This is a genomic window from Pseudomonas sp. MPFS (genome assembly GCF_022537035.1).
GTDB lineage: Bacteria > Pseudomonadota > Gammaproteobacteria > Pseudomonadales > Pseudomonadaceae > Aquipseudomonas > Aquipseudomonas sessilinigenes.
On sequence record NZ_CP066123.1, the window covers coordinates 6,887,512 to 6,912,507 of the forward strand.

Here is a 24,996-nt window from a genome sequence, read left to right on the forward strand (position 1 = left end):
TCAACTTATACATCGCGAATTCCTTCACAAGCTTCAATGCGCGACACCCGCCAACCGCCCAGCGCAGCGGCCAGGCTACTGACGCCCAGCGTCGCCAACAGGGCCAGCCCGTAATGGGCCGGCAGCAGGTGGCTGGCATACTCGCCCGGCACCTGCATGAACAGATGATTCAGCCCGGCTTGGGCCAGGCCATACAGCACGCCACTCAACACAGCGGCAAGACTCGCGCTGTAGAGGGCCTGGAACACCACGAACAGCAGCAGCGCCGCGGTGGAAAAACCCAATAGGCGCAATACCGACAACTCCCGGCGCTTGCGCTCCACCGCCGCCAGGGCGCCAGCGAAGATCGCCGCAAAGGCCCCGGCCAGGGCCAACGCGGCGATGATCCAGAACACGATCGACAAGTTGCGGCTCAAGGACTGCACCTGGGCGATGGTCTGGGCCTGGGTCGACACCAACAGGCCGCGCTCGGCGAAATACCGGCGCAGCGGCTCGACATCGTCGAGGCTGCGCGCATACAGGCGAAACGCCGGGTACACCCGCTGCCCGGCCTGCGTCGGGGCCCCGCCGGCCCAGCCCATGGCCAGCACCGCACGACCGTCGCGGTAATCCTCGGCGGCCTCCAATAACTCCAGGGGCGCCAGCAGGGCATCACGGGCAAAGGCCTCCAGGGGCAGCACGCCCTCGACCTGGACCCGGGTCCGCTGCACCTCGCTGCGCCCGGCCACCTGGCGGCCGAAACTGGCCTGCAGCCAGTCTCCCGGCCGGGCCCCGAGCTTCTCCGCGGCGGTGCGGCTGAGCACCACCCCGTTCATGCCCTGCAATGCCGGCAACGGCCCCAGCAAGGGGTCGGTAGGCGCGGTAGGCAGCATTTCCACGGTCAGGCCAACATCCCCCTCACCTCGCGCCAGCTCTGCCGTGGCGGCGATCTGCCGGGTCCTGGGCAAGGCGAACGCCACGTCCGGGCGCTGGCGCAGTTCGGCAATGAACGCGGCACTGAAGCGCCCGCCGCCCAGGGGAATGATCTCGCGCACCGCCGGGTCTTTTTCCAAGCGCTCGGTGAGGCTGCTGACCAGGCCGAACTTGAGCCCGAACAGCACCAGCAACGGAGCGATCACCGCCACCAGGGCCAGTACCGAGCAGGCCGAAAGCCAGGTATCGGCCCGATAGTCCTGCCAGGCCAGCGCCGCTGTGAGGGCCGCACGCATCAGCAAGCCTCCCCGAGGGTCGCGGTGACGCCACCATCGGCATCGCGCTGGCAGGCAATCCGCCGGACCTGCAAGCCATTGGCCCGGGCCAGGGGTTCATCGTGGGTGGCGACCACGCAGCACAGCTGCTGGTCCCGCGCCTGCTGCACCAGTAGCTGCATCACTCGCTGGGCGTTCAAGGGGTCCAGGGCCGCCGTCGGTTCGTCCGCCAACAGCACCTGCGGACCATGGGCCAGGGCCCGGGCACAACTGACCCGCTGGCGCTGGCCCACCGACAGATCGGCGGGTTTCTTGTGGAGCTGGTCGACAATCTCCAGGCGTTCGGCCAGGCGCCGGGGAATGCCCTCATCGGCCAGCCCGAGCATCTTGCGCGGCAAGCCGATGTTGCCCCGCACATCGAGGAAACCCAGCAGGCCGCCGGTCTGCAGTACATAACCCAGGTGCCGGCTGCGCAGCTCGGCCAGGGCGCTGTGCCCAGCCTGCCGCCAGACCTGGGCAATATCGATGGCAGCGTCGAGCGGTGCGAATTCGAAGCACCTGGACGAATCCGGGGCCAACACCAGCGCCAGCAAATCGAGCAACGTGCTCTTGCCACAGCCGCTGGGGCCCACCACCGCCAGTTGATCGCCTGCGCGCAATTGCAGCCTGGGGATCACCAGGCTGTAGCGTTGGCGGCCTTCGCCGCGGCTCTTGCGCACATCCGAAAGGTTCAGCATCAGGGCAACGTCGACAAGGGAACGCGGTACAGGGCATCACCCGGCTCGGCATCGCCGAAGCGTACCCAGTTGGCCAGGTCGTTGTGGAAGGTCTCGTAGAGACGGATCTTCGAATCCAGCTCATCGATGAAGTCTTCCTGCTCGGCCACGCTCAGCGACAACCACAGGTCCTGGGTCATGTTCAGCGACTTGCTGCGGTACGGCAGGCCTTCGAGGTATTCCCCCAGCACGCCGCCATCGGCGAGATTGCCGCCCTTGCGCAAGGCCGAGGGGTCGCGGCTCATGTAGGCACTGGCGCTGGCGATTTCCTGGAAGAAATCCTTGGGCGAGGTCTGGGTCTTGCGCGCCGCATCGACGATCAGCTTCAGCGACTGCTGCAGGTCGTTGAGCTGCAGCTTGGTCAGCATCACGCAGACCTGGAACGCTGGCAGCGCCGGGTTGGTCAGGTCGCGGTCGGCGGTCCAGGCGCTGACCAGTTGCGGCGCCTGGCTGGCGGATTTGTGTCCAAGGAAGTCCATGTGCATGGCATAGCCGATGGCCGCGGACTTCTGGGCAAGGCTCGGGCTTGCGGCCAGCATCGGAACCGCTTGTTGCTGATTGCTGCGCACCTGATGCACCAGGTCGGCGAACACTGTGCCGATCTCGTCGACCCGCTCGCCGAACTTGCCCACATCGCCACCGGGCACCGGGATATACAGGTCGCCGATCTTCGGGTTGGCATCGGCGGTCAGCACCCGGTACTGGGTCTCGGCCTGGGCGTGGTTCTTCTTCCCGGCGTCGGTCCGCAGGTGCAAGGCATAGATCTTGATCTGCTTGCCCAGGGCCGCCTGGCGCACCTCGGCCTCATTCATCTGGGTCCGGCTATAGGGATCGTTCTTGCGCAAGGCGCCGGCATCGCTGACCAGCAGGATCAGGCGACCGCCATAGCCCTTCCAGTCCATGCCCTCCACCGCCTGCATGACTCCGGCGAAAGCGTCTTCGTTGAACGAATGGCTGGACACATTGGTGGCCTTGACCTGGCTTACCAACTGCTGGAAACGCTGCGGATCGCGCCCCTGGTCCAGGCTCACCAGGGTCTTGGTGACGTACTCCAGTCCCGGCGTCTTGCTGGTGTTGTTGCGAAACCCCACCAGGCCGAAGCTGACGCTGTCCAACTCGCCGCGCGCGGCCAGCTTGCTCTGCAGCTCATGCACCACATCACGCACCCGGTCGATATAGGGCTGCATCGATACCGAGGTGTCCACCACCAGCACCACGGCCGTGCGGAAAGCATCACCGGCGGCTGGCGCGGTATTCACCGGCAGGCTCTTGCCTGTGCTGTCGCTGATGCTCTGCGGGGTGCTGCCCGGATCGATGGAAGCGATATTGAGCAACTGCACCGGCTGGCCGTTTTCGTCGAAGCTCTCCTTGGAGTCGAAGATCGGCAGCAGGTAGAACTGGTCCTGGGGCACGGCGCTGGCATTGGGTTCCAGGGCCAGCACTTGCTGGTCGTCCTGGGGATTCTTCTGCGCGTTGAGCAGCAGGTTCTTGGCTGCCGCAGGATCGGCCAGCAGGCGCTCCAACTGGCTGGCCTGGCGCACGAACATCACTGGCGCCCGCCCCGAGCGCTCAGTGAACTTGAGTACCAGGCTCTGCTTCCAGTCGCTGACCTGGTCCTCTGGCAGCCAGCCGGCGCTACGACCATCGCTGGCCGCGCCCAGGCGCAGCCACGGGCGCCCGCCAACCTGCTTGCGCTGGTACACATACAGCACCGAGAACGCCGGCACCGCCGGGCCTGGCGCCGCCCCGGGCTCGCTGGAAAAGCTCGCTCCAGGCTTGCTCAGCACTCGCTGGAACAGGGTTTTCTTGCCCGGCATCAACAACGGCCGCTGGCCGCCATCGACATCGCTCGCCACAGGCTGGCTAACCGGTGGCGCCACGCTGGGCGTGCTCCCGCTACCGGAGGTCGGGGTCGGAGTCGCGGTCTTGGGCGCTGGCTGCGGGCTGTCCCCGGACAACCACCAGTAGCCACCGCCAGCCACGACCAGGGCTACTGCCACGGCCACGCCGGCCAGGGCCAGCACCGGGCCACGCCGCTGGCCGGTCGGCTCGGCGCCCTGGGGCGGCAGGCTGGAGACGCGCTGCGGTGGCACCACAGGTTCCGGACGCGGCTCCTGGCGCGGGGCCTGCTGGGGAATCTCGATGGAGACCGGGGTCAGCCCGGCCAGGTCCTTGCCCACGGGCACTTCCAGGGGCGGCAAGGGCAACGGCTGGATCAGCGTCGCCTCGACCTCCGGGGCCGCCGCCGGCAGGTTGTCCAGGGCCGCCAGCAAGGCTGCGGCATCCGGGTAGCGCTCCGCCGGGTCCTTGGCCAGGAGCTTACCCAGGATGTGCTGGTAGCGGCCGTGGTGCACCGGTAGCTCCGGCAACGGCTCGGTGAGGTGGGCCAGGGCCGTGGACAAGGCATCGGTGCCGTTGTACGGCAGCTTGCCGACAAGGATTTCATACAGCACCACGCCCAGGGCATAGAGGTCGGCGCGGCCGTCGATGTCCTGCCCACGGGCCTGCTCGGGGCTCATGTAGCTTGGGGTGCCGACAGCGAAGCCGGCCTGGGTGAACTGGGTGCGATCGTCCAGGGACTTGGCGATGCCGAAGTCCGAGAGCACCGCCGTGCCATCGGCGCGGAACAGGATGTTGGCCGGCTTGACGTCACGGTGCACCAACCCCTGGGCATGGGCATAGCCCAGGGCCGAGGCGATCTGGCGGATATAGGTCAGGCCCTGCTCCGGGGTCAGCCCGGCAGCGATGCGCTCCTTGAGCGTGCCGTTGGGCAGGTACTCCATGGCCATGTAGTACAGCTCGCCGACATTGCCGATGTCGTGGATGGTCACGGTGTGCGGGTGGGACAGGCGCGCCAGGGTCTTGCCCTCGCGCAGGAAGCGCTCGCAAAAGCTCGGGTCGGCCGCCAGGGAGGCGGCCATGACCTTGAGCGCCACCTTGCGCTCCAGGGAGCGCTGGGTCGCCAAGTACACGCTGGCCATGGCACCTTCGCCAATCTCGCCCTGGATATCGAAGCCGGGAATCAGAATGTCCATGGTCAGTGTCCTGCGGCCTTGATCACGATGGCGGTGATGTTGTCCGGCGCGCCCCGGGTCAGGCCCAGGTGGATCAGGCTGCGCACCACATCGTTGGGCTCGTTGTGACTGAGCACGTCGCGCAGTTCGAAGTCCTCGGCGGTCTTGTTCAGGCCGTCGCTGCACAACAGGAAGGTATCGCCGGCCTGTACCTGCAGGTCGACCTGGGACAGCTCCAGCTGGGCCTCGACGCCAATGGCCCGGGTGACGATGTTGGCCCGCGGGTGGACCCGAGCCTCGGCCTCGCTGAGCAAGCCGCTGTCCTGCAGGTCCTGGACGTAGCTGTGGTCCCGGGAAATGCTCTCCAGCTGTTCATCGCGCAACCGGTACAAGCGGCTGTCGCCAGCCCACAGGCACACCGCCTGGTCGCCGCGTACCGCCAGCAGTACCACGGTACTGCCCATCATGGTCACGCCACGGTTGGCCGTTTCCTCGCGCACGGCGGCGTTGACCGCCGCCAGGCCGTTGCGCAGCGCGGCAGCGTATTGCTCCAGGTTGTCGCCGGCCGGCACCGCCCGCAGGCTATCGACGATCAGGCTGCTGACGTAATCCCCGGCGGCGTGCCCGCCCATGCCGTCCGCCACCAGCCAGAGGCCGGTCTCCGGAGCTTCCAGCCAGGCGTCTTCATTGATTTTCCGCACCATGCCGACATGGCTGTAGCTGGCGGATTGGTAGGACAGTTGTGGCGCTGAACGCATTTAGACGGCACCCTCTTGCCCGAGCAGAAATTGCGCAAAATCATTGGCCGGTGGCAGGCCCTGGCAACGCAGCAGCATCGGGCTGATGTACTGCGAGCCGCGCCCCCACCAGACACTCGATCCATCCAGGGCCTGGGCGGCCAGTACCGTCCCCCGGGCCTGCGGATCATTGACATAGAACCGTTGCAGGCCGGCGAAATGACTGCCCTCGGCACGCGCTGTCGCCAGCGGCGCCCCCAGGCCCTGCAAGCCTTCTTCCAAGGCCTCGAAGCTGGCGCCCTCGTCGAGGGTTGCCAGCAACAGCTCCTCCACCTGTTCGAACCACTGGTCCGGGCCGCTCACCAGCGAGGCCAGGTCTTCGCCGGGCTCCAGCAGCGCGACGACCGTCAGGGGGAAATACCGCCCGACCCGATCGATGCTCGGCATTACCACCCCGACCGCCGCCTGGGGTCCGCACAGGCCTGGAGCCAGGGCGAAACGCCACAGGGGGCTGACCAGATAGGCATTCAACCAGTGCTCGCCCATGGCGTTCTGGCTGGCCAGCAGCCCCGCCGCCAGCCAGCTGTCCCAGGGCGCGATGAAACTCTGTGGCAAGCCACGGCTGACAAAGTCGCCACGGCTGGCCAGCTTGCCGTACAGGCCAGGCATCGTCGTCATAGCCGCTCCGGCAGGCTGAAGCCGCTGAGCACTCGGCTCTTGAACGGGTTGAAGGCGCTGCTGGCGCGCAACTCGTAGGAGATGCTCGCGCCATCCACCCGCAGCCGCAGGTTGAAACGGTCCGGTGAATTGGTGGCAGTCAGGTCCGATTGCTCCAGCAGGCGGAACCAGGCCCAGGGACCGTCCAGGGTGATGCCCGAACGCCCGCTGGCCGACGGCGGCATGATCGACAGGCGCACCACGCCAATGCTCCCCGGGTTGGGCCACTGCATCGCTACCGGACGGCTGGGGCCATGGTCGTAGCTCAGTTGCTGGCCATCCAGGTCAAGCAGGAACTGGCTGATATTGGCGTCCATCTCCACTGGCTTGAGTTCGAAGCGCACAGCCGGCTGGGTGCCGCCGCTGGAGCGGAAGAACGCATCGCGGATGTTCGAAGCCCGCTGGAAGGTCTGCAATACGCCGGGGGAGATCCCCAGTTTCTGTGCCGCGCCCGGCTGCCAGCTCCAGGTCGTCGTGGAGGTGTTGACGTAGGGCTGCAGGTACTTGCGAAAGTAGCTGTCCATCACTCCGCCGGTGCCGAAGAACTGGCCGAAGTCTTCCAGGGTCGCATCCCGGGAGCTGCCCGGCGACATCGGGTAGCGCCCGCTCAGGGACTGGCGATAGACGTTCACCACCTCGCTGACCCAGGCCGCGTTCAGTTGGTTGCGCACCCCGCCCATCATGGTGTTGGTGGTAGAACCAACCACCGACTTGACCAACCCCTGGACCATCGGCGGCTGGCGCGCAGCGGTCAGGCTGACCCGGGCCGCGGCGGCGCTGGCCTGGTTCTTGGCTTCGCCCAGCAGCGCATCGCCGCTGGCGCCGACCATGGCGCTGACCTGCACGTACAGGGCGTTCATGTCCGCCAGCAGGCCATCGATGGCCGCCGGCTCACCCTCGCCCTTGCTCACCAGGCTGATCAGGTCGGCGAAGTGCAGGCTCACCGGGTCTTCGCTGGCCACGGCCGCCGGACCCGCGGCCTGCTCCTGGCCCAAGAGCGAACCCAGGCGCTGCTTGAGCTGGTCGACCCCGCCCTCGACCTTCTGGCCCTGGGCTGCCAGCAGGCGTTCTTCCTGTTGCAGGTCGGTTTCCTTGGACACCGCCACCAACAGTTTCTTCAACGGCGAAGTGGGGCCGGAGATGATCCGCAGTACATCGGCGGCCTGGGCCACGCTGGTGATCGGCACGAAGTCGATGTCCGCCAGCAGCGCGTCCCACTGGCGCAGGTAATCCTGGAAGTACAGGCGGCGCACATCGGCGGCCAGGCTGGCGACGTTCTGTTGCTCGGCCTGGTCGCGACCCAGCACCCACTGCTCCTCGGCCAGGGTTCCGGCCTGGTTGACGCTAGCCAGCAGGAAGCCCTCGCGGTAGCCCTTGGCGGTGAACAGCCCGCTCAGCGGCTCGCTCAATGGCTTGCCGCTCTTGCGGGTGAACACCAACGCCGCATCACGGCCACCGGCTTCGCTCAGGCGAAAGTCCGGCACGCCGGCCGGCAGCTTGGCGCGCTTGACCCGATCGTAGACCCGCTGGGCCACTGGCAGCTGTTGCAACTGGCGGCGCAGGTCCTCGATCAGGCGCTGGTCCAGGCGCGCATTGGGCGGATGCTTCTCGAACAGCGCCTGCAAGTGGCCGGTCAGGGCCAGGCGCTGGTCGGGCGGTAGCTCCCGGGACAGGGTCTGGTCCCAGTCCAGGGTGATCCAGGCCTTGATGAAGTCCGCGTCGTAATGCTCGCTGTCCGCCAGCATCAGGTAGGCCTTGAGGCCCTCGTAGAGGAAGTCCGAATTTCCACCGCTGTGCAGTTGCTCTTCGATGCGGGTCATCAGCCGTGGGGCGAATACCGCCACCAGCAACTTGCGATAGACACTGGCGGACTCGGCCTCGAGCATGTCGCCCTGGTACAGGCCAAGGCCTTCGGCCCAACCCGGGGCATCGCCGGCCAGGTTGCGGGTCGCGTTGAGCAGCGGCAGCACCGCCAGCACATCGCGCTGGGCCGGGCTGAGGTTCTGCACGCCCTGGCGCACCGGCGCCACGCGCTGGTCGACCTGGGCGATATAGCTCTGGTTGGCCCGGTAACTGACGATCCACAGGGTGCCCACCACCAGCACCAAGGCCACGCTGGCGGCCAGGGCGCCACGGGCGATCCACTTGCGCCGACGCTCGACCTTGGGGTTGACCCCCACCAGCCCGCGCTCGGCGAAAGCCACGGCACTGAACAGCTTCTCGATGAAGTAGCTGCGGCCAGTGCCGGTCTGGCGCGCCAGGTGCTGGCGGTCCAGGTTCATGCTCTGGGCCATGGCGCCGATCAGGCGGTCGATGGGGCTGCCTTCCTGGGTACCGCTGGTGAAGTACACCCCGCGCAGCAACACCCGCTCCTCGAAGGCATTGGGCTTGAACACACCTTCGAGGAAGCCCTGCAAGGACTCCTTGAGCGCCGCGAACTGCTGCGGGAAGCCGTAGATCAGGTCGCGCCGCGCCGGGTCGCGCTCCTGTTGCAAGCGCTCCACCAGGCGTTCGTTGAGGCGCTGCTCCAGGGCCGCCAGCTCTGCCGGCAGGTGCGCCAGGGGGCTGTCGCTGCCCTTGCCATCGTCCAGGGCGAAGGTCATGCCCCAGACCTGGGCTCGCTCTTCCTTGCTCAGGGAGTCGAAGAACTCCATGAAGCCTGGCACCAGGTCCAACTTGGTCAGCATCAGGTAGATCGGGAAACGCACGCCCAGCTGGGTATACAGCTCCTGGATGCGCAGGCGGATCGCCGCGGCGTGGGCCGCCCGCTCCGCTTCGCTGCCCAACAGCAGGTCGGACAGGCTGATGGCCACGAAGGCACCATCGATGGGGCGGCGCGAGCGCTGGGTCTTGAGCAGGTCGAGGAAGCCCAGCCAGGCTGCCTTGTCCACATTCGCATGGCTGTCCTGGGTGGTGTAGCGGCCCGCAGTGTCCAGCAGCACGGCCTGGTCGGTGAACCACCAGTCGCAATTGCGGGTACCGCCGACACCACGCACGGCGCCTGCACCCAATTGTGCCGCCAGCGGAAAGTGCAGGCCGGAGTTGACCAGCGCAGTGGTCTTGCCCGAGCCGGGCGGACCGATGATCACGTACCACGGCAGTTCGTAGAGGTTGCGCCTCTCGTCACCGCCGAGCTTGGCCTTCTTCAGCAGCACCAGGGCCTCGTCCATGCGCTGGCGCAGGGCCGCCAGTTCCTCGGCGGTGGCCAGGCTGTCCGGGTCCGGCGGGGTATCGGCCGCCAGGCTCTGCAAAACCTTGGCCGCATGCCGGCGGGCCTGGATGATGCGAAACACCCGGTAGGCGATCCACACCGCGAAAATGAAAATGATCAGGGCCCAGCGCCGGCCTTCCGGCACCAGGAACTCCAGCAGCGGCCCGACGAACCAGATGATCAGGCTCAGGGCGATCAGCCCCAGCAGCGGGATCACCCAGCGAATCACAAAACTGAAAAACGCCTTCACTCGACCCCCTCCGCCAATACGCTGATTTCTACCCGACGATTACGCGCCCGCCCTTCGGCGGTGGCATTGGTTGCCAACGGCTCGGTATCGCTGCGGCCTTCGGCGCTGAACCGCGCCGGCTGCCCGGTCTTCGCCGCCAGGATCTCCAGCACCGACTCGGCACGGGCCTGGGACAGCTTCCAGTTGGACGGAAAGCGCAAAGTGGCGATCGGCCGGTTGTCGCTGTGGCCTGTGATCCGCACCTGGCCCTTGACCTTGCGCACGGCATCGGCGATGCGCAGCATCAGCGGCTGATAGTCGTCGCGAATGCTGGCGCTGGCCGAAGCGAACAGTTCATCGCCGCGGATCGTCACCACCGAGCGGTCGACGGCGTCTTCCACCGCCACTTTTCCGGCACGGATATCGTCGGCCAGGAACCCGGCCAGGCGTGGACGCTCCACCACCTTGGGCTGGATCACCGGGCGATCCAGGGTCTGTACCGGAATCTCGCCCAGGGCATGGATGTTCTTGAACACTGGCTCGGCATCCGCCGCCAGCTTCAGGCGCAGGCCGAACAGCAGGGCCAGCAGCAACGCCACGGCGATGGCGATACCGACCCAGGGCGGCATGAACTGGGCCAGGCGATCCCGGGCCACGGTGACGCCGCGCCAATGAGGCGACAGTTCGCGCTCGTGTTCGCCACGGGCGCTGCGAATGGTCGCGGCGGTACGCTCGCGCAGGGCCTCCAACTGGCTGCGACCGTCGATCATCACCCGGTAGCGGCCTTCGAAGCCCAGGCACATGCACAGGTACAAAAGCTCCAGCAGGTACAGGCGTTCGCGCGGGCTTTGCAGGCAGTGCTCCAGCAGCTGGAAGACCTTCTCGCCACCCCAGGCCTCGTTGTGCACGGTAATCAGCAGGCTCTGCTTGCCCCAATCGCTGGTGCTGCCCCAGGGCGTGCTCAGTACCGCCTCGTCCAGGGCGGTACACAGCGCATAGCGGGCCAACAGCACATCGTTACGCGGTACTCCGGCCGCCTCGGCACGCTCTTCGAACTGGCGCAGGTAGGCCAGCAATTGCGCTCGCAAGCTGGCCGGAGCCGGATGCGCCAGGGTGCTGCGCAGGCGAGTGAGCAGCGCCAGCAGCGGGCCGGCTGCGCTTTCCAGGGGGTTCAGACCCTGTGCCTGGCCCGAGGCCAATGGTGCCGCCGGCATCGCCAGGGACGGTGGCGGTGGCGCCGCCGGGCGATTGGGCTCGGGCGCGCGACCACCAGGGCGCGGCATGAACTGGGTACGGTCGTTGGCCGGGGACGGCTGCCCTGCCGAATCGTCGAACGGATGCATCGCGACTTATCCTCGAATGGCCCAGAAGGCCAGGTTCAACCCCGGGAATTCCCCAGCGACGTGAAAGGCGAAGCCACCGGAATGAGCCAGTTGTTTCCAGTGTTCGCTACCACGGTCGAGTTCGTAGTAGGTGGAGCCCGCGTGGTACGGCAGTTGGCGCGGTGCCACCGGCAGTGGCAACAGGCCGATGCCCGGCAGTTGCAGGTTGACCAGGTCGCGGATGTGCTCCACCGAGCCCACCTTGCTCTGCTGGGCAAAGCGCCCGCGCAGGGTCTCGCCGGGCACGTCGGCGCGCACCACCAGAATGAAGCTGGCGTTTTCCAGCAAGGTCCGGTCGGCCAGCATCGCCACATGGACGCCGTAGGCCTTCTCGACGATCGGGATCGGCGTGGCCTTGCTGTCGATCAGCATCGACAGGGCCTCGCGCAGCGCCTGCATGACCGGGGCGTAGCTCAGGGCCAGCTCGTCGTGCTGGTACTGCGGGAAATCCAAGGGGCGTCGGCTGCTGTTGGAAAAGGTCGAGAACTCGCCAGCCAGGCTCACCAACTCGCTATACAAGCGCTCCGGGTGCAGCGGGCTGATCTGGTTCAGGTGACTGATCAGCGGCTGCGCACGATTGACCAATTGCAGCAGCATGAAGTCGGCGATTTCCGAAGCGCCGCCCGCCCCCGAGGCCACCACGCGACCGGCCAGGGCTTCGCCCCGCTGGTGCAACAGCCCCAGCAGCTCGCTGCGAAAGGCGCTCAACGGCTTGGAAGCCGCGACATCCAGCAACGGCGGGATGTAGCTGTCATCGAGCACCAGGGCACGATCGGCACGCTTCTCCTTGACCCGCACCACACCGATGGCGGCGTAGTCGCTCAGGCCATCCTGGGCCGTAAGCAGGCGCAGGGCCCGGGAGCCAACGGCCACCGGCGCACGGTTTTCAAAGGGGGCATTATCGTCGCGCACCTCACGGACCTGGCTCAGGTAACGCGCGCCCCCCAGCTCCTCGCCCTCGTCCACGGTATCCCGGGCCCCGGCGCGCTTGAGCGGCAGGGCCAGGTACACCAGGCCATCGCGCAGTTTGTCGTCGATGCTCAATGGGCTGGGCGCCAGGTCGTCATGGGGAATATTGAACGGCGTACCGTCGGGCAACAGGCCGCGAGCACTGATGATGGCCAGCTTGCCCTGGGCCAGCAGGCCCTGGTCGATGCGCAGTTCGGAGAAACCCCAGGCGCCGGCCGACAGCGGGCGGCTGCGAGCGTCGATTAGGTTTTCCAGGTAACGGTCGTGCTGCTGGAAGTGCTGGGTTCCAATGAACATGCCTTCCGACCAGACCACTCGATTGTTCCAGGACATGGTTGCTCCGATTGCCTATTGGGCGGGGCTGGATGGGGACGCCGCGAGTTCGGCGCTGACCGCGCGAAGATCGAGGCTGATCTGATATGCGTTGTTCAGGCGCGGCGCAGTGTTGACGCTGACCCGCCACAGGGCCCGGTCGATCTCGCGAAAGCCCACCAGCAGGCCGACCTGGCGAGTGGCCGGGTCCAGGGTGCGCTTGAGGGTGAACTGGTCGCCCGGCTGCACCAGCACTTCGTCCTGGTCGATCAGGTCGGGACCCAGGGTGGCCGAGGCCCGCTCGGCCAGGGCGAAGTAGTCGGCGCGCATGAAGGCAGCCGGATTCTTCAATTCGAAGATCCGCACCCGCACAGGCGTACTACTGCCATCAGGGCTGGGATTGAGCCCGGGGTTGGCCTGGAAGTGCAGCTCCACCGAAGTGGCGCCGGGCCCATCCTTGGCCGGCTCGGCGGCTGGCGGTGGGGTGTCCTTGGCACAAGCCGCCAGTACCAGCATGGCGACCAATGTCAGCAATCGTTGAATCATCCTGCGTCCTCAATGACGTATCAGCTGTCCGTGTATCCGTGTGTAGGGCTTCCAGGCCGCGCTCAGGAGCGGCGCAACCGATGGGTATGTTCTTCGTAGGCGCGGCTGAACTCGCGGCCGAAGAGGTCCTGGAAATCATCCTGGGCCTCACTGGAAATCTGCTTGTAGAGCGCGGTGAACTGCTGCCAGTTCTGGGCCTGGCGCGAGCCACTGAACAGGTTGCCCAAGCCACCGGGCTTGCTCATGCGCGCTTCCAGTTCGCTGGGTTCGAAACGTCCGAGCAGGTGCTTGATGGCCGCCTCGACCCCTGCCATGACCGCCAACTGGTGGGCTCGCAAGTCGTCGAAACTGTCCTGAACCGCCTGGTCCGGGGCCATGAACGCCTGGTTGCTGTGGCGCAGCAGCAGGAGCATCGCTTCGTCGACATTGGGAGCGAACTTCAGCGGGTTGTTCTCTACCGGGCGGATCATCGTCTGCTGCATGCGGAACTCGCCCTTGAGGCTGCTGCGCGCGCGCAATACGTCGATCAACCCTTCGACCATCAGGCGGTAGCTGCGACCCAGGCTTTCCATCTGGGCCTGGGCCTGCTGCGGATCGATGCGCAACTGCTCAAGCCCGGCCCCACGCAGGAACGCCTGCAACAAATCGACGGACGGCGCTACCACGGGCTCTGCGACCGGCATCGGCGCCACCGGGGCGACAGGCGCTACGGGGGCAACAGGTGGCACTGGCTCTGGCGCAACAGCCACTTGCGGTTGCGGTTGCGGTTGCGGTTGCGGTTGCGGTTGCGGTTGCGGTTGCGGTTGCGGGGGTTGTGCGTCGAAGTCGCCAATACCGGCAAACGGCGCCACGACCGGCGGCGCCATTGGTGCAGTTTCAGGCTGCGGCGCAGGCCGGGCCGGCGTTTCGGCGAACAGATCCCAGTCTTCCGGGATCATCGAGCCGCCCAGGGGCGCTGTTGGCTGCGGCTGTGCCTGGGGCACTGGCTGGGGCACCGCGGTCGGGGTCGGCGGGCGAAAGTCATGCTGTTCGGCAGGAACATGATCGGGCTGCGTAGCCGGAGGCGTGGCACTCGGCGCCAGGAAATCGAACAGGTCGGGAAAGGTGTCCTGGGCCGAGGCCCCCTGAAAGTGCGCCACCGGCGCCAGGGAGATCGGCTCGACAGGGGTCGGCGCCGCCGCTTGGCGCCCCATCAGCGCTTCGAAACTGTTGGCGTTGTCCCCGGAGAAGGCTTGCTCTTGAGCGCGATTGAGACCGAAGTCTATCCGTGCACTGATCTCGTAATCGCCAATACGAATAATCTCGCCGTCTTCCAGAAGCTCGCTGTTACCCCGACGCATACGAATACCGGCATGGACTAACTCCACACCATTAGTACTGTTATCGGTCAAATAATAGCGGCCATCCTTGTATTGGATGACGCAATGTCGCGCCGAGACTAAGCGCTCGGGATCAGGAAGTACCCAGTCATTATCGGAACTACGGCCAATTGCCATCATTCCCTGATCCATTAGTTTCTCAGGGCATTGACCAGGGGTAATCTTGTGATAACTAGTGATAGTCAAACACAGCGACATCGCGCCTCCTTGCTGTACTTCCGCGTGCGAACCGGCGGCGGGGAAAAAGTTCCATGAAAAGATGAAAAGCCCGCAAAAAATCCCTTAAACAGCGCCGTTCACAGCATGTTCGCTCAACTTAAACTACACAGATGACAAAAGCCTTTCTCCCCACCGTGATCTGACTCGCCGGTCAAGGAGCTAATAAGGCGACATAACACTGTCATGCAGGGCGAATAGCTTACCTTGACAAGCCACAACTACTACACCAAAAATGCACAACTTCTTGAACACGGATGATGGCTCACTAGTATCAGCGAGTCTATATAAACCAAGAAATGTGCGCGAGTTCACAATTAACTAGCGCATTAACTGCCTGACTGTCCTGCAGGCTGATAGGGAGATCAAACCAGGTGGATGTACCGATGTTGCTCGCCGCCATTTCAGCAACTTCGCCCTGCGGCGAAGATCTGGAATATGACGCGGATTTCTTGCATTTGGAGCGGGCCGCACAAGGCCAGCCCGAGCGCAGCATGGGCGACTCGATCCTCCCGGCCGAGCCGCCGGAGTGGCGCAGCATCCAGCAGCAGAGCCTGGACTTGCTGGCACGCAGCAAAGACCTGCGCATCACCCATTTCCTGGTGCAGAGCACCCTGGCCCTCGAAGGCCTTCCGGGCCTGGCCACCAGCCTCGAGCTGATCAACGGCCTGCTCCGAGACTACTGGGCAGACCTGCATCCACGCCTGGATGCCGACGACGACAACGACCCCACCGTACGTATCAACGCCCTGGCCGGCCTGGCATCCGACACCACCGTCGGCCTGCTGCGCGAGGCGATCCTCACGCGCTCCCGGACCTTCGGCCCGGTCAGCGTGCGGGCGGCACTCAATGCCGCCGGCTTGCAGCACTTCTCTGGCGAAAGCCTGGGTTCCGACCACTTGGCCGGCGCCCTGCAGGACAGCGACCCCGAGCACCTGGACGCCATTCGCACTGCCTTGAGCAACGCTCGCTCGGCAGCCGAATCCATCGAAAAGCAGGTCAGCGAACAAGTCGGTTCCGCCAGTGGCGTGGACCTCAGCGCTCTCAAGCAGCCACTGCGCCTGGCCCTTCAGGTGCTGGGCCAGCACGCGCCCCAAGGTGCGCAAGACCCCGTCGAAGAAACAAGCGAGGCTCCGGCCCAGGAGGGCTCCAGTGCCCCGGCGGCAGTGGCCCAGCCTCGGGTTTCCGGGGAGATCAACAGCCGTGACGACGTGCTGCGCAGCCTCGACCGCCTGCTGGCCTACTACAGCCGCCACGAGCCTTCGAGTCCGCTACCGGTATTGCTCAACCGAGCCAAGAACCTGGTCAACGCCGACTTCGCGGCCATCGTGCGCAATCTGATCCCCGACGGCATGTCCCAATTTGAAAACCTGCGCGGCCCCGAATCCGACTAACCCCGGACGGACCGAGCAGTAACGTCAACGGCAATCACCGACCGACGCCAATACCGTCGCAGCAGCGACCAGGAGCACAACGTGGCGAAGCAAAGTTCTCAGAAGTTCATCGCGCGCAACCGCGCGCCCCGGGTACAGATCGAATACGACGTCGAACTCTACGGCGCCGAGAAAAAGGTCCAGCTGCCTTTCGTCATGGGCGTCATGGCCGACCTGGCCGGCAAGCCTGCCGAGCCCCTGGCTCCGGTGGCCGATCGCAAGTTCCTGGAAATCGATGTCGACAACTTCGACTCGCGCCTCAAGGCCATGCAGCCACGGGTGGCGTTCCACGTACCCAACGAGCTGACCGGTGAAGGCAACCTGAGCCTGGACATCACCTTCGAGAGCATGGACGACTTCAGCCCGGCGGCAGTGGCGCGCAAGGTCGATTCGCTGAACCAGCTGCTGGAAGCCCGTACCCAGCTGGCCAACCTGCTGACCTACATGGACGGCAAGACCGGCGCCGAAGAAATCATCATGAAAGCCATCAAGGATCCGGCGTTGCTCCAGGCCCTGGCGAGCGCGCCAAAGCCTGTGGACTCCGAGCCGAACGCTTAATCAGGACCAACGATCATGACCGAATTGATGCGTGACAATCAGGCCCAACCCGGCGCCACCGAACAGGCCAGCGAATTTGCCTCGCTGCTGCTGCAAGAATTCAAGCCCAAGACCGAGCGCGCCCGCGAAGCCGTGGAAACCGCGGTCCGCACCCTGGCCGAACAAGCCCTGGCGCAAACCGACCTGGTGTCCAACGACGCGATCAAGTCGATCGAATCGATCATCGCCGCCATCGACGCCAAGCTCACCGCCCAGGTCAACCAGGTGATCCATCACCCGGAATTCCAGCAGCTGGAAAGCGCCTGGCGCGGCCTGCACTACCTGGTGAACAACACCGAGACCGACGAGCAACTGAAGATCCGCGTGCTCAACATCTCCAAGCCGGAGCTGCACAAGACCCTGAAGAAATTCAAGGGCACGGCCTGGGACCAGAGCCCGATGTTCAAGAAGATGTACGAAGAGGAATACGGCCAGTTCGGCGGCGAGCCTTATGGCTGCCTGGTGGGCGACTACTACTTCGACCAGTCGCCACCGGATGTCGAGCTCCTGGGCGAGCTGTCCAAGGTCTGCGCGGCCATGCACTCTCCGTTCATCTCCGCTGCTTCGCCGACGGTGATGGGCATGGGCTCGTGGCAGGAACTGTCCAACCCACGGGACCTGACCAAGATCTTCACCACCCCGGAATACGCCGGCTGGCGCTCCCTGCGTGAATCGGAAGACTCGCGCTATATCGGCCTGACCATGCCGCGTTTCCTGGCGCGCCTGCCCTACGGTGCCAAGACCGATCCGGTGGAGGCCTTCGCCTTCGAAGAGAACACCGACGGCGCCGACAGCTCCAAGTACACCTGGGCCAACGCGGCCTACGCCATGGCGGTGAACATCAACCGCTCATTCAAGCACTTCGGCTGGTGCTCGCGGATCCGCGGCGTGGAGTCCGGTGGCGAGGTGGAAAACCTGCCGGCGCACACCTTCCCCACCGACGACGGTGGCGTGGACATGAAGTGCCCGACCGAGATCGCCATCTCCGACCGTCGCGAGGCGGAACTGGCCAAGAACGGCTTCATGCCACTGCTGCACAAGAAGAACACCGACTTCGCGGCCTTCATCGGCGCCCAGTCGCTGCAGAAGCCGGCCGAATACGACGACCCGGACGCCACCGCCAACGCCAACCTGGCTGCGCGCCTGCCGTACCTGTTCGCCACCTGCCGCTTCGCCCATTACCTGAAGTGCATCGTGCGCGACAAGATCGGCTCCTTCAAAGAGAAGGACGAGATGCAGCGCTGGTTGCAGGACTGGATCCTCAACTACGTCGATGGCGACCCGGCGCACTCCACCGAAACCACCAAGGCCCAGCATCCTCTGGCCGCGGCGGAAGTGGTGGTCGAGGAAGTCGAAGGCAACCCTGGCTACTACAACTCCAAGTTCTTCCTGCGCCCGCACTACCAGCTCGAAGGACTGACCGTTTCGCTGCGCCTGGTATCCAAGCTGCCATCGGCAAAAGGCGCCTGACCCAACCTGTGGCCACCGCCCGCTCCGTGGCGGTGGCCACAAAGCTGAACAAACATCGTGGCAAGTGCCACACAGGGAGAAAACATGGCTGTTGATATTTTCATCAAGATCGGTGACATCAAGGGCGAGTCCATGGACAAAGCCCACAAGGACGAGATCGACGTGCTGAACTGGAGCTGGGGCATGTCCCAGTCCGGCAACATGCACGTAGGCGGTGGCGGCGGCGCGGGCAAGGTCAACATCCAGGACCTGTCGCTGACCAAGTACGTCGACAAGGCTTCGCCGAACCTGATGATGCACTGCTCCAGCGGCAAGCACATCGACAAGGTGCGCCTGACCGTGCGCAAGGCCGGTGGTGAAAGCCAGGTCGAGTACATGATCATCGACCTGGAAGAAGTGCTGATCACTTCCCTGAGCACCGGTGGTTCGGGCAGCGACGATCGCCTGACCGAGAACATCACCCTGAACTTCGCCCAGGTGGCGGTCGAGTACCAACCGCAGAAAGCCGACGGCACCAAGGACGGCGGCCCGATCAAGTACGGCTGGAACATCCGCTCGAACACCAAGCGCTGATCCATTGCGGTCGCGCCGCAGGCAATCCAAGGCCCGGGCAACGTCCCGGGTCTCGTCGCCTGCGGCAGCGGCTACAGGTTTGTGCGTTTTGAGGTTGTATCCATTTTCCTGACGTCCTGCCTGCGCAATCCGATCCTGGAGCGAACCCTTTGGTAACCGACATCGCCGCCCGCGATCGCTTGCAACCTTCCCTGCTGGATCGTCTGACCGACGACGAACCCGGCAACCTGAAAGAAAGCCCGGACAAGCGCGTACTGTCCCTGAGCCAGCTCAAGGCCTCGGTCCTGCGCGACCTCGCCTGGCTGCTCAATACCACCTCATTGCTGGAAGCCGATGCCACCCTGCATACCCCCGCCGGTACTTCGGTGGTCAACTACGGCCTGCCGGCCCTGGCCGGGTACAGCGCTTCGAGCATCGACATCCCGGCCCTGGAGGCTCTGATCCACCAGGCCATCGCTACTTTCGAACCACGAATCCTGCGCAGCACCCTGCGGGTACGCGCACGTACCGCGCCCGGCGAAATGAACCACAACGCCCTGAGCTTCGAGATCGAAGGCGACCTGTGGGCCCAGCCGATGCCCCTGCGCCTGCTGCTGCAAACCGACATGGACCTGGAATCCGGGCATGTCCGGGTGGTCCAGGGCGACTCCCGGAGGCGCCCATGAACCCGCGCCTGCTGGATCTGTACAACCAGGAGCTGCACCACGTGCGCGAGAGCGCCGCGGAGTTCGCCAAGGAATACCCGAAGATCGCCAGCCGCCTGACCCTGTCGGGCATGGACTGTGCCGACCCCTATGTCGAGCGCCTGCTGGAAGGCTTCGCCTACCTGGCGGCCCGGGTGCAGCTCAAGCTCGACGCCGAGTACCCGACCTTCACCCATAACCTGTTGGAAATCGCCTACCCGCACTACCTGGCACCGACCCCCTCGATGACCGTGGTGCAATTGCAGGCCGATCCCGATGAAGGCAGCCTGGGCAGCGGCTTCACCCTGGAGCGCGGCACCAGCCTGCGCGCCGCCCTGGGTCGCGATACCCAGACCTGCTGCGAATACCGCACCGCCCACCCGGTGACCTTGTGGCCACTGCAAGTGACCCAGGCCGAGTATTTCGGCAACCCGACGGCGGTGCTCGGGCGCCTGGCCGCCAGCGAGCCCAAGGCCAAGGCCGGGCTGCGCCTGACCCTGCGCACCGGCGCCGAGCTGCCATTTTGCAGCCTGGCCCTGGACGAACTGCCGCTGTACCTGAACGGCAACGACGAGCTGCCGTTTCGCCTGTACGAACAACTGCTGGGCAACGCTTGCGCGATCTTCGCCCGGGCCCCGGGTGGCGACTGGGTCGAGCGCCTGCCCCAGGACGCCCTGCGTTCGCGCGGTTTCGACGATCGCGATGCGGCGCTGCCCGTGGTGCCCCAGGCGTTCCAGGGCTACCGCCTGCTGCAGGAATACTTCGCCCTGCCCAACCGCTTCCTGTTCGTCGAATTCGCCCAACTGGGCCGCGCCGTCCAGCGCTGTGCCGGCCAGGAGCTGGAGCTGATCGTGCTGTTCGAACGCTTCGAACAGAGCCTGGAAGGCAGCGTCGGCAGCAGCCAGTTCGTGCCCTTCTGCACCCCGGCCATCAACCTGTTCCCCAAGCGCCTGGACCGCATCCACCTGTCCGACCGGGTCAACGAGCACCATGTGATCGCCGACCGCACCCGGCCAATGGACTATGAAGTGCACTCGCTGAGCACCCTCAGCGGCCACGGCACCGGGCCGGAGCAGCCATTCCTGCCGTTCTATGCCGTGCGCGACCCGTCACGCTATGGCCGCGACCAGGCCTACTACATCCTGCGTCGCGAGCCCCGGGTACTGTCCAGTGACCAGCGGCGCAATGGCCCGCGCTCGACCTACATCGGCAGCGAATCCTTCGTCAGCCTGGTGGACAGCCAGCAGGCGCCCTATCGCCATGACCTGCGCCAGCTCGGGGTCAGCGCCCTGTGCACCAACCGCGACCTGCCGCTGTTCATGAACGTGGGCAGCGGCAAGACCGACTTCACCCTGGCCGACAGCGCTCCGGTGCAGGCCATCCGCTGCCTGGCCGGACCGAGCCGGCCACGTCCCAGCCACGCCCATGACGGCAAGGCCTGGCGCCTGATCAGCCAGTTGTCGCTGAACTACCTGTCGCTCGCCGAACAGGGCCAAGGCGCGGCGGCCCTGCGCGAATTGCTGCGCTTGTATGGCGACAGCAACGACGCGGCCCTGCAGCTGCAGATCGAAGGCTTGCGCGAGGTCAGCAGCAAGGCGGTGACCCGGCGCCTGCCGATGCCCGGGCCGATCGTCTTCGGACGGGGCCTGGAGATCACCCTGGAGTTCGATGAAAACGCGTTTCGCGGCACCGGGGTGTTCCTGCTCGGGGCCGTATTCGAGCGCTTCCTGGCACGCTACGTGTCGATCAACAGTTTTACCGAGACGGTGATCCGTACCACCGAACGCGGCGAGATCATGCGATGGAAAGCCAAGCCCGGACGTCGTCCGACTCTTTGAATACGCTGGCGGCGATGCACGCCGAGCCCTGGGAGTACGACTTCTTCCAGGCCCTGCGGCGTATCGAATGCCTGTCGCCGCAACTGCCGCGCTTCGGTCACTCCCTGCGCCTGGCGGACGATCCGCTGCGCCTGGGCCAACAGGCCGATTGTACCTTCGCCCCAGCCACCCTGGCTTCGGTCACCCCCGGCAACGACGGGGCCAGCACCCGCCTGGAGCAGTTCTTCTTCGGCCTGGGCGGCCCCAACGGGCCGATGCCGCTGCACCTCACCGAATATGTACGCGAGCGCCAGCGCAACAACGCCGACAGCACCAGCAAACGCTTTCTGGACGTGTTCCACCATCGCCTGCTGAGCCTGTTCTATCGCGCCTGGGCCGAAGCCCGGCCAACGGTCAGCCACGATCGCCCGGACGACGACTACTGGTCGGCGCGCCTGGCCGCCCTGAGCGGCCGGGGCATGCCCAGCCTGCTCAAGCAGGGGTTGATCGCCGACACCGCCAAGCTGCACTACAGCGGCCACCTCTCGGCCCAGACCCGCTACCCCGACGGCCTGCGGGCGATCATCGGCGAGTATTTCGGCCTGCCAGTGGCCATCGAGGAATACGTCGGCCAGTGGCTGGAGCTGCCCGAACGCAGCCGGCTCGGAGTCCAGGCCCACCAGCTGGGAGTGGACTTCTGCCTGGGCAGCCATGTCTGGGATCGCCAGCACAAATTCCGCATCCGCCTCGGCCCGCTGAAGCTGGACGACTACCTGGGGATGCTCCCCGACGGCCAGCAGTTCAAGGAACTGGTGGCCTGGGTCGCCGAATACCTGGGCCACGAACTGGACTGGGACCTGAACCTGGTCCTGCGCAAGGACGAAGTACCCAAACTGCAACTCAATGGCCGCCAGCGCCTGGGTTTCAACACCTGGCTCGGCCGTCCCGGCAGCGATGCCAAGGATCTCATTCTGGCCCGGCACTACGCCGATCAGGCCACTACCTCACAAACACCAAGGAGCACAGAGCATGGGTGAAATCAGTCGCGCGGCGCTGTTCGGCAAACTCAACAGCGTTGCCTACAAAGCCATCGAAGCCGCCACGGTCTTCTGCAAGTTGCGGGGCAACCCCTATGTGGAACTGGCCCACTGGTTCCACCAGTTGCTGCAGCTGCAGGACTCGGACCTGCACCGCATCATCCGCCAGTTCAACCTGGAGCCGGCACGCCTGGCCAAGGACCTGACCGAGGCCCTGGACCGCCTGCCCCGGGGCTCGACCTCGATCACCGACCTGTCGTCCCACGTCGAGGAAGCGGTGGAGCGCGGCTGGGTCTATGGCAGCCTGATGTTCGGCGAAAGCCAGGTACGCACCGGCTACCTGGTGATCGGCATCCTCAAGACCCCAAGCCTGCGCCATGCGCTGCTGGGGCTGTCCAAGGAGTTCGACAAGATCAAGGTCGAGAGCCTGGCCGAACGCTTCGACGAATACATCGGCGACTCGCCGGAAAACGCCCTGGCCGCCAGCGATGGCTTCAATGCCGGCGCGGTGCCCGGCGAAGCCAGCGGCGCCATGGCCCCCAGCGCCCTGGGCAAGCAGGAAGCCCTCAAGCGCTTCACCGTGGACCTGACCGAACAGGCCCGCAGCGGCAAGCTCGACCCCATCGTCGGCCGTGACGAAGAGATCCGCCAGCTGGTGGACATCCTTATGCGCCGCCGGCAGAACAACCCGATCCTCACCGGCGAGGCCGGGGTGGGCAAGACCGCCGTGGTCGAAGGTTTCGCCCTGCGCATCGTCGCCGGCGACGTGCCACCGGCGCTCAAGGACGTCGAACTGCGTAGCCTCGACGTCGGCCTGCTGCAGGCCGGCGCCAGCATGAAGGGCGAGTTCGAACAGCGCCTGCGCCAGGTCATCGAGGATGTCCAGGCCTCGCCCAAGCCGATCATCCTGTTCATCGACGAAGCCCACACCCTGGTCGGCGCCGGTGGCGCCGCCGGCACCGGCGACGCGGCCAACCTGCTCAAGCCGGCCCTGGCCCGCGGCACCCTGCGCACCGTGGCCGCCACCACCTGGGCCGAGTACAAGAAGCACATCGAGAAGGACCCGGCCCTGACCCGGCGCTTCCAGGTGGTGCAAGTGGCCGAGCCCTCGGAAGACAAGGCGCTGCTGATGATGCGCGGCGTGGCCTCGACCATGGAACAGCACCACCAGGTGCAGATCCTCGACGAAGCCCTGGAGGCAGCGGTCAAGCTATCCCATCGCTACATCCCGGCGCGCCAGCTGCCGGACAAGTCGGTGAGCCTGCTGGACACCGCCTGCGCCCGGGTCGCCATCAGCCTGCATGCCGTGCCGGCCGAGGTGGACGACAGCCGCCGGCGTATCGAGGCCCTGGAAACCGAATTGCAGATCATCGCCCGGGAACAGGCGATCGGCGTCGCCATCGGCCAGCGCCAGGTCAACAGCGAAAACCTGCTGGCGGCCGAGCGCGAGCGCCTGGCCGAGCTGGAAAGCCGCTGGAACGAAGAGAAGACCCTGGTGGACGAGCTGCTGGCCACCCGTGCCCAACTGCGCGAGAACGTCGGCCTGGTGGACAGCGACGTGGGCGATGAAAGCCACGGCCTGCGCGAGAAGCTGGTGGACCTGCAACAACGCCTGAGCGCCCTGCAGGGCGAGAACCCGCTGATCCTGCCAACCGTGGACTACCAGGCCGTGGCTTCGGTGGTGGCCGACTGGACCGGGATCCCGGTGGGCCGCATGGCCCGCAACGAACTGGAAACCGTGCTCAACCTCGACCAGCACCTGAAGAAGCGCATCATCGGCCAGGACCATGCCCTGCAGATGATCGCCAAGCGCATCCAGACTTCCCGCGCGGGGCTGGACAACCCCAACAAGCCGATCGGCGTGTTCATGCTGGCCGGCACCTCCGGGGTGGGCAAGACCGAGACGGCCCTGGCCCTGGCCGAGGCCATGTACGGCGGTGAGCAGAACGTCATCACCATCAACATGAGCGAGTTCCAGGAAGCCCACACCGTCTCCACCCTCAAGGGCGCCCCGCCCGGCTACGTCGGCTACGGCGAAGGCGGCGTGCTGACCGAGGCCGTGCGGCGCAAGCCCTACAGCGTGGTGCTGCTGGATGAAGTGGAAAAGGCCCACTCGGACGTGCACGAGATGTTCTTCCAGGTATTCGACAAGGGCGTCATGGAAGACGGCGAAGGCCGCATGATCGACTTCAAGAACACCCTGATCCTGCTCACCACCAACGCCGGTACCGAGCTGATCGCCGATGTCTGCAAGAACCCGCAGGACGTGCCGGAGCCGGAAGAGATCGCCAAGGCCCTGCGCCAGCCGCTGCTGGAGATCTTCCCGCCGGCGCTGCTGGGCCGCCTGGTGACCATCCCCTACTACCCGCTGAGCGACGAGATGCTCAAGGCCATCACCCGCTTGCAACTGGGCCGGATCAAGAAGCGCGTGGAAAGCACCCACAAGGTGCCATTCGATTTCGACGATGCCGTCATCGACCTGATCGTCTCGCGTTGCACCGAGACCGAAAGCGGTGGCCGCATGATCGACGCCATCCTGACCAACAGCCTGCTGCCGGACATGAGCCGCGAGTTCCTCACGCGCATGCTCGAAGGCAAGGCCCTGGCCGGAGTGCGCATCAGCCAGCGGGACAACGAACTGCACTACGACTTCAGCGAGCCAAACTAAGAGTCAGCGGCAAGCGGCAAGCTCCAGGCTTGTAGCTAGCAAC

The 24,996-nt window shown here is 65.7% G+C and carries 18 protein-coding genes; 8 read left to right on the top strand and 10 right to left on the bottom strand.

The genetic code is table 11. The features are described 5' to 3' along the window. Nucleotides 1–5: 5 nt before the first annotated feature. From I9018_RS31755 to tagH, 10 genes are all read right to left on the bottom strand, one after another. Nucleotides 6–1,208, bottom strand: a complete 1,203-nt coding sequence (locus I9018_RS31755) for an ABC transporter permease (protein WP_241108344.1) — start codon at nucleotides 1,206–1,208, stop codon at nucleotides 6–8. Next, nucleotides 1,208–1,924 (bottom strand): ABC transporter ATP-binding protein, encoded by a 717-nt coding sequence (locus I9018_RS31760; protein WP_068577643.1) that lies wholly within the window; start codon nucleotides 1,922–1,924, stop codon nucleotides 1,208–1,210. Before I9018_RS31760 ends, I9018_RS31755 begins: the two co-directional genes overlap by 1 nt. After that, a complete protein-coding gene (locus I9018_RS31765; protein WP_241108345.1) occupies nucleotides 1,924–4,998 on the bottom strand; it encodes a serine/threonine-protein kinase in 3,075 nt (1,024 codons plus the stop codon). The genes I9018_RS31760 and I9018_RS31765 overlap by 1 nt, the downstream gene beginning before the upstream one ends. Before the next feature lie 2 nt (nucleotides 4,999–5,000). Beyond that, on the bottom strand, nucleotides 5,001–5,735 hold the full coding sequence (locus I9018_RS31770) for a protein phosphatase 2C domain-containing protein (protein WP_068577639.1): 735 nt from the start codon (nucleotides 5,733–5,735) through the stop codon (nucleotides 5,001–5,003). Further along, entirely contained in the window at nucleotides 5,736–6,392 is a 657-nt protein-coding gene (gene tagF, locus I9018_RS31775) for a type VI secretion system-associated protein TagF (RefSeq protein ID WP_068577637.1), read from the bottom strand. Then, nucleotides 6,389–9,892 (bottom strand): type VI secretion system membrane subunit TssM, encoded by a 3,504-nt coding sequence (tssM, locus tag I9018_RS31780; protein WP_241108346.1) that lies wholly within the window; start codon nucleotides 9,890–9,892, stop codon nucleotides 6,389–6,391. The genes tagF and tssM overlap by 4 nt, the downstream gene beginning before the upstream one ends. Beyond that, nucleotides 9,889–11,214: a DotU family type VI secretion system protein gene (locus I9018_RS31785; RefSeq protein WP_068577635.1), complete on the bottom strand. Its 1,326-nt coding sequence runs from the start codon at nucleotides 11,212–11,214 to the stop codon at nucleotides 9,889–9,891. Before I9018_RS31785 ends, tssM begins: the two co-directional genes overlap by 4 nt. 6 nt (nucleotides 11,215–11,220) lie before the next feature. Continuing rightward, entirely contained in the window at nucleotides 11,221–12,555 is a 1,335-nt protein-coding gene (tssK, locus tag I9018_RS31790; RefSeq protein ID WP_068577633.1) for a type VI secretion system baseplate subunit TssK, read from the bottom strand. A 15-nt stretch (nucleotides 12,556–12,570) separates the two neighbouring features. Further along, entirely contained in the window at nucleotides 12,571–13,080 is a 510-nt protein-coding gene (gene tssJ, locus I9018_RS31795; RefSeq protein ID WP_124347090.1) for a type VI secretion system lipoprotein TssJ, read from the bottom strand. A gap of 62 nt (nucleotides 13,081–13,142) precedes the next feature. After that, entirely contained in the window at nucleotides 13,143–14,657 is a 1,515-nt protein-coding gene (gene tagH / locus I9018_RS31800) for a type VI secretion system-associated FHA domain protein TagH (RefSeq protein ID WP_241108347.1), read from the bottom strand. Between the two features lie 392 nt (nucleotides 14,658–15,049). Between tagH and tssA the strand changes: the two genes are divergently transcribed. The 8 genes from tssA to tssH all read left to right on the top strand — a co-directional run bounded on the left by tssA (nucleotide 15,050) and on the right by tssH (nucleotide 24,953). Beyond that, nucleotides 15,050–16,069 (top strand): type VI secretion system protein TssA, encoded by a 1,020-nt coding sequence (tssA, locus tag I9018_RS31805; protein ID WP_068577628.1) that lies wholly within the window; start codon nucleotides 15,050–15,052, stop codon nucleotides 16,067–16,069. 81 nt (nucleotides 16,070–16,150) lie between these two features. Further along, nucleotides 16,151–16,666, top strand: a complete 516-nt coding sequence (gene tssB / locus I9018_RS31810; protein WP_058436126.1) for a type VI secretion system contractile sheath small subunit — start codon at nucleotides 16,151–16,153, stop codon at nucleotides 16,664–16,666. Nucleotides 16,667–16,681: 15 nt separating this feature from the next. Then, nucleotides 16,682–18,175 (top strand): type VI secretion system contractile sheath large subunit, encoded by a 1,494-nt coding sequence (tssC, locus tag I9018_RS31815; protein WP_068577625.1) that lies wholly within the window; start codon nucleotides 16,682–16,684, stop codon nucleotides 18,173–18,175. Between the two features lie 84 nt (nucleotides 18,176–18,259). Next, the gene (locus tag I9018_RS31820; protein WP_022641870.1) at nucleotides 18,260–18,748 is read left to right on the top strand and encodes a type VI secretion system tube protein Hcp; all 489 of its coding nucleotides are present in this window, start codon (nucleotides 18,260–18,262) and stop codon (nucleotides 18,746–18,748) included. Between the two features lie 149 nt (nucleotides 18,749–18,897). Continuing rightward, nucleotides 18,898–19,413: a type VI secretion system baseplate subunit TssE gene (gene tssE / locus I9018_RS31825; protein WP_124347087.1), complete on the top strand. Its 516-nt coding sequence runs from the start codon at nucleotides 18,898–18,900 to the stop codon at nucleotides 19,411–19,413. Further along, a complete protein-coding gene (gene tssF, locus I9018_RS31830) occupies nucleotides 19,410–21,269 on the top strand; it encodes a type VI secretion system baseplate subunit TssF (RefSeq protein WP_241108348.1) in 1,860 nt (619 codons plus the stop codon). The genes tssE and tssF overlap by 4 nt, the downstream gene beginning before the upstream one ends. Continuing rightward, on the top strand, nucleotides 21,233–22,285 hold the full coding sequence (tssG, locus tag I9018_RS31835; RefSeq protein ID WP_068577614.1) for a type VI secretion system baseplate subunit TssG: 1,053 nt from the start codon (nucleotides 21,233–21,235) through the stop codon (nucleotides 22,283–22,285). Before tssF ends, tssG begins: the two co-directional genes overlap by 37 nt. Further along, the gene (tssH, locus tag I9018_RS31840) at nucleotides 22,278–24,953 is read left to right on the top strand and encodes a type VI secretion system ATPase TssH (protein WP_241108349.1); all 2,676 of its coding nucleotides are present in this window, start codon (nucleotides 22,278–22,280) and stop codon (nucleotides 24,951–24,953) included. Before tssG ends, tssH begins: the two co-directional genes overlap by 8 nt. The last annotated feature ends 43 nt before the right edge of the window (nucleotides 24,954–24,996 follow it).

Bases quoted from the DNA above. Each gene is read 5' to 3' on its own strand.
- I9018_RS31755 (WP_241108344.1), bottom strand. From the start codon at position 1,208: ATGCGTGCGGCCCTCACAGCGGCGCTGGCCTGGCAGGACTATCGGGCC.
- I9018_RS31760 (WP_068577643.1), bottom strand. From the start codon at position 1,924: ATGCTGAACCTTTCGGATGTGCGCAAGAGCCGCGGCGAAGGCCGCCAA.
- I9018_RS31765 (WP_241108345.1), bottom strand. From the start codon at position 4,998: ATGGACATTCTGATTCCCGGCTTCGATATCCAGGGCGAGATTGGCGAA.
- I9018_RS31770 (WP_068577639.1), bottom strand. From the start codon at position 5,735: ATGCGTTCAGCGCCACAACTGTCCTACCAATCCGCCAGCTACAGCCAT.
- tagF (WP_068577637.1), bottom strand. From the start codon at position 6,392: ATGACGACGATGCCTGGCCTGTACGGCAAGCTGGCCAGCCGTGGCGAC.
- I9018_RS31785 (WP_068577635.1), bottom strand. From the start codon at position 11,214: ATGCATCCGTTCGACGATTCGGCAGGGCAGCCGTCCCCGGCCAACGAC.
- tssK (WP_068577633.1), bottom strand. From the start codon at position 12,555: ATGTCCTGGAACAATCGAGTGGTCTGGTCGGAAGGCATGTTCATTGGA.
- tssJ (WP_124347090.1), bottom strand. From the start codon at position 13,080: ATGATTCAACGATTGCTGACATTGGTCGCCATGCTGGTACTGGCGGCT.
- tagH (WP_241108347.1), bottom strand. From the start codon at position 14,657: ATGTCGCTGTGTTTGACTATCACTAGTTATCACAAGATTACCCCTGGT.
- tssC (WP_068577625.1), top strand. From the start codon at position 16,682: ATGACCGAATTGATGCGTGACAATCAGGCCCAACCCGGCGCCACCGAA.
- I9018_RS31820 (WP_022641870.1), top strand. From the start codon at position 18,260: ATGGCTGTTGATATTTTCATCAAGATCGGTGACATCAAGGGCGAGTCC.
- tssF (WP_241108348.1), top strand. From the start codon at position 19,410: ATGAACCCGCGCCTGCTGGATCTGTACAACCAGGAGCTGCACCACGTG.
- tssG (WP_068577614.1), top strand. From the start codon at position 21,233: ATGGAAAGCCAAGCCCGGACGTCGTCCGACTCTTTGAATACGCTGGCG.
- tssH (WP_241108349.1), top strand. From the start codon at position 22,278: ATGGGTGAAATCAGTCGCGCGGCGCTGTTCGGCAAACTCAACAGCGTT.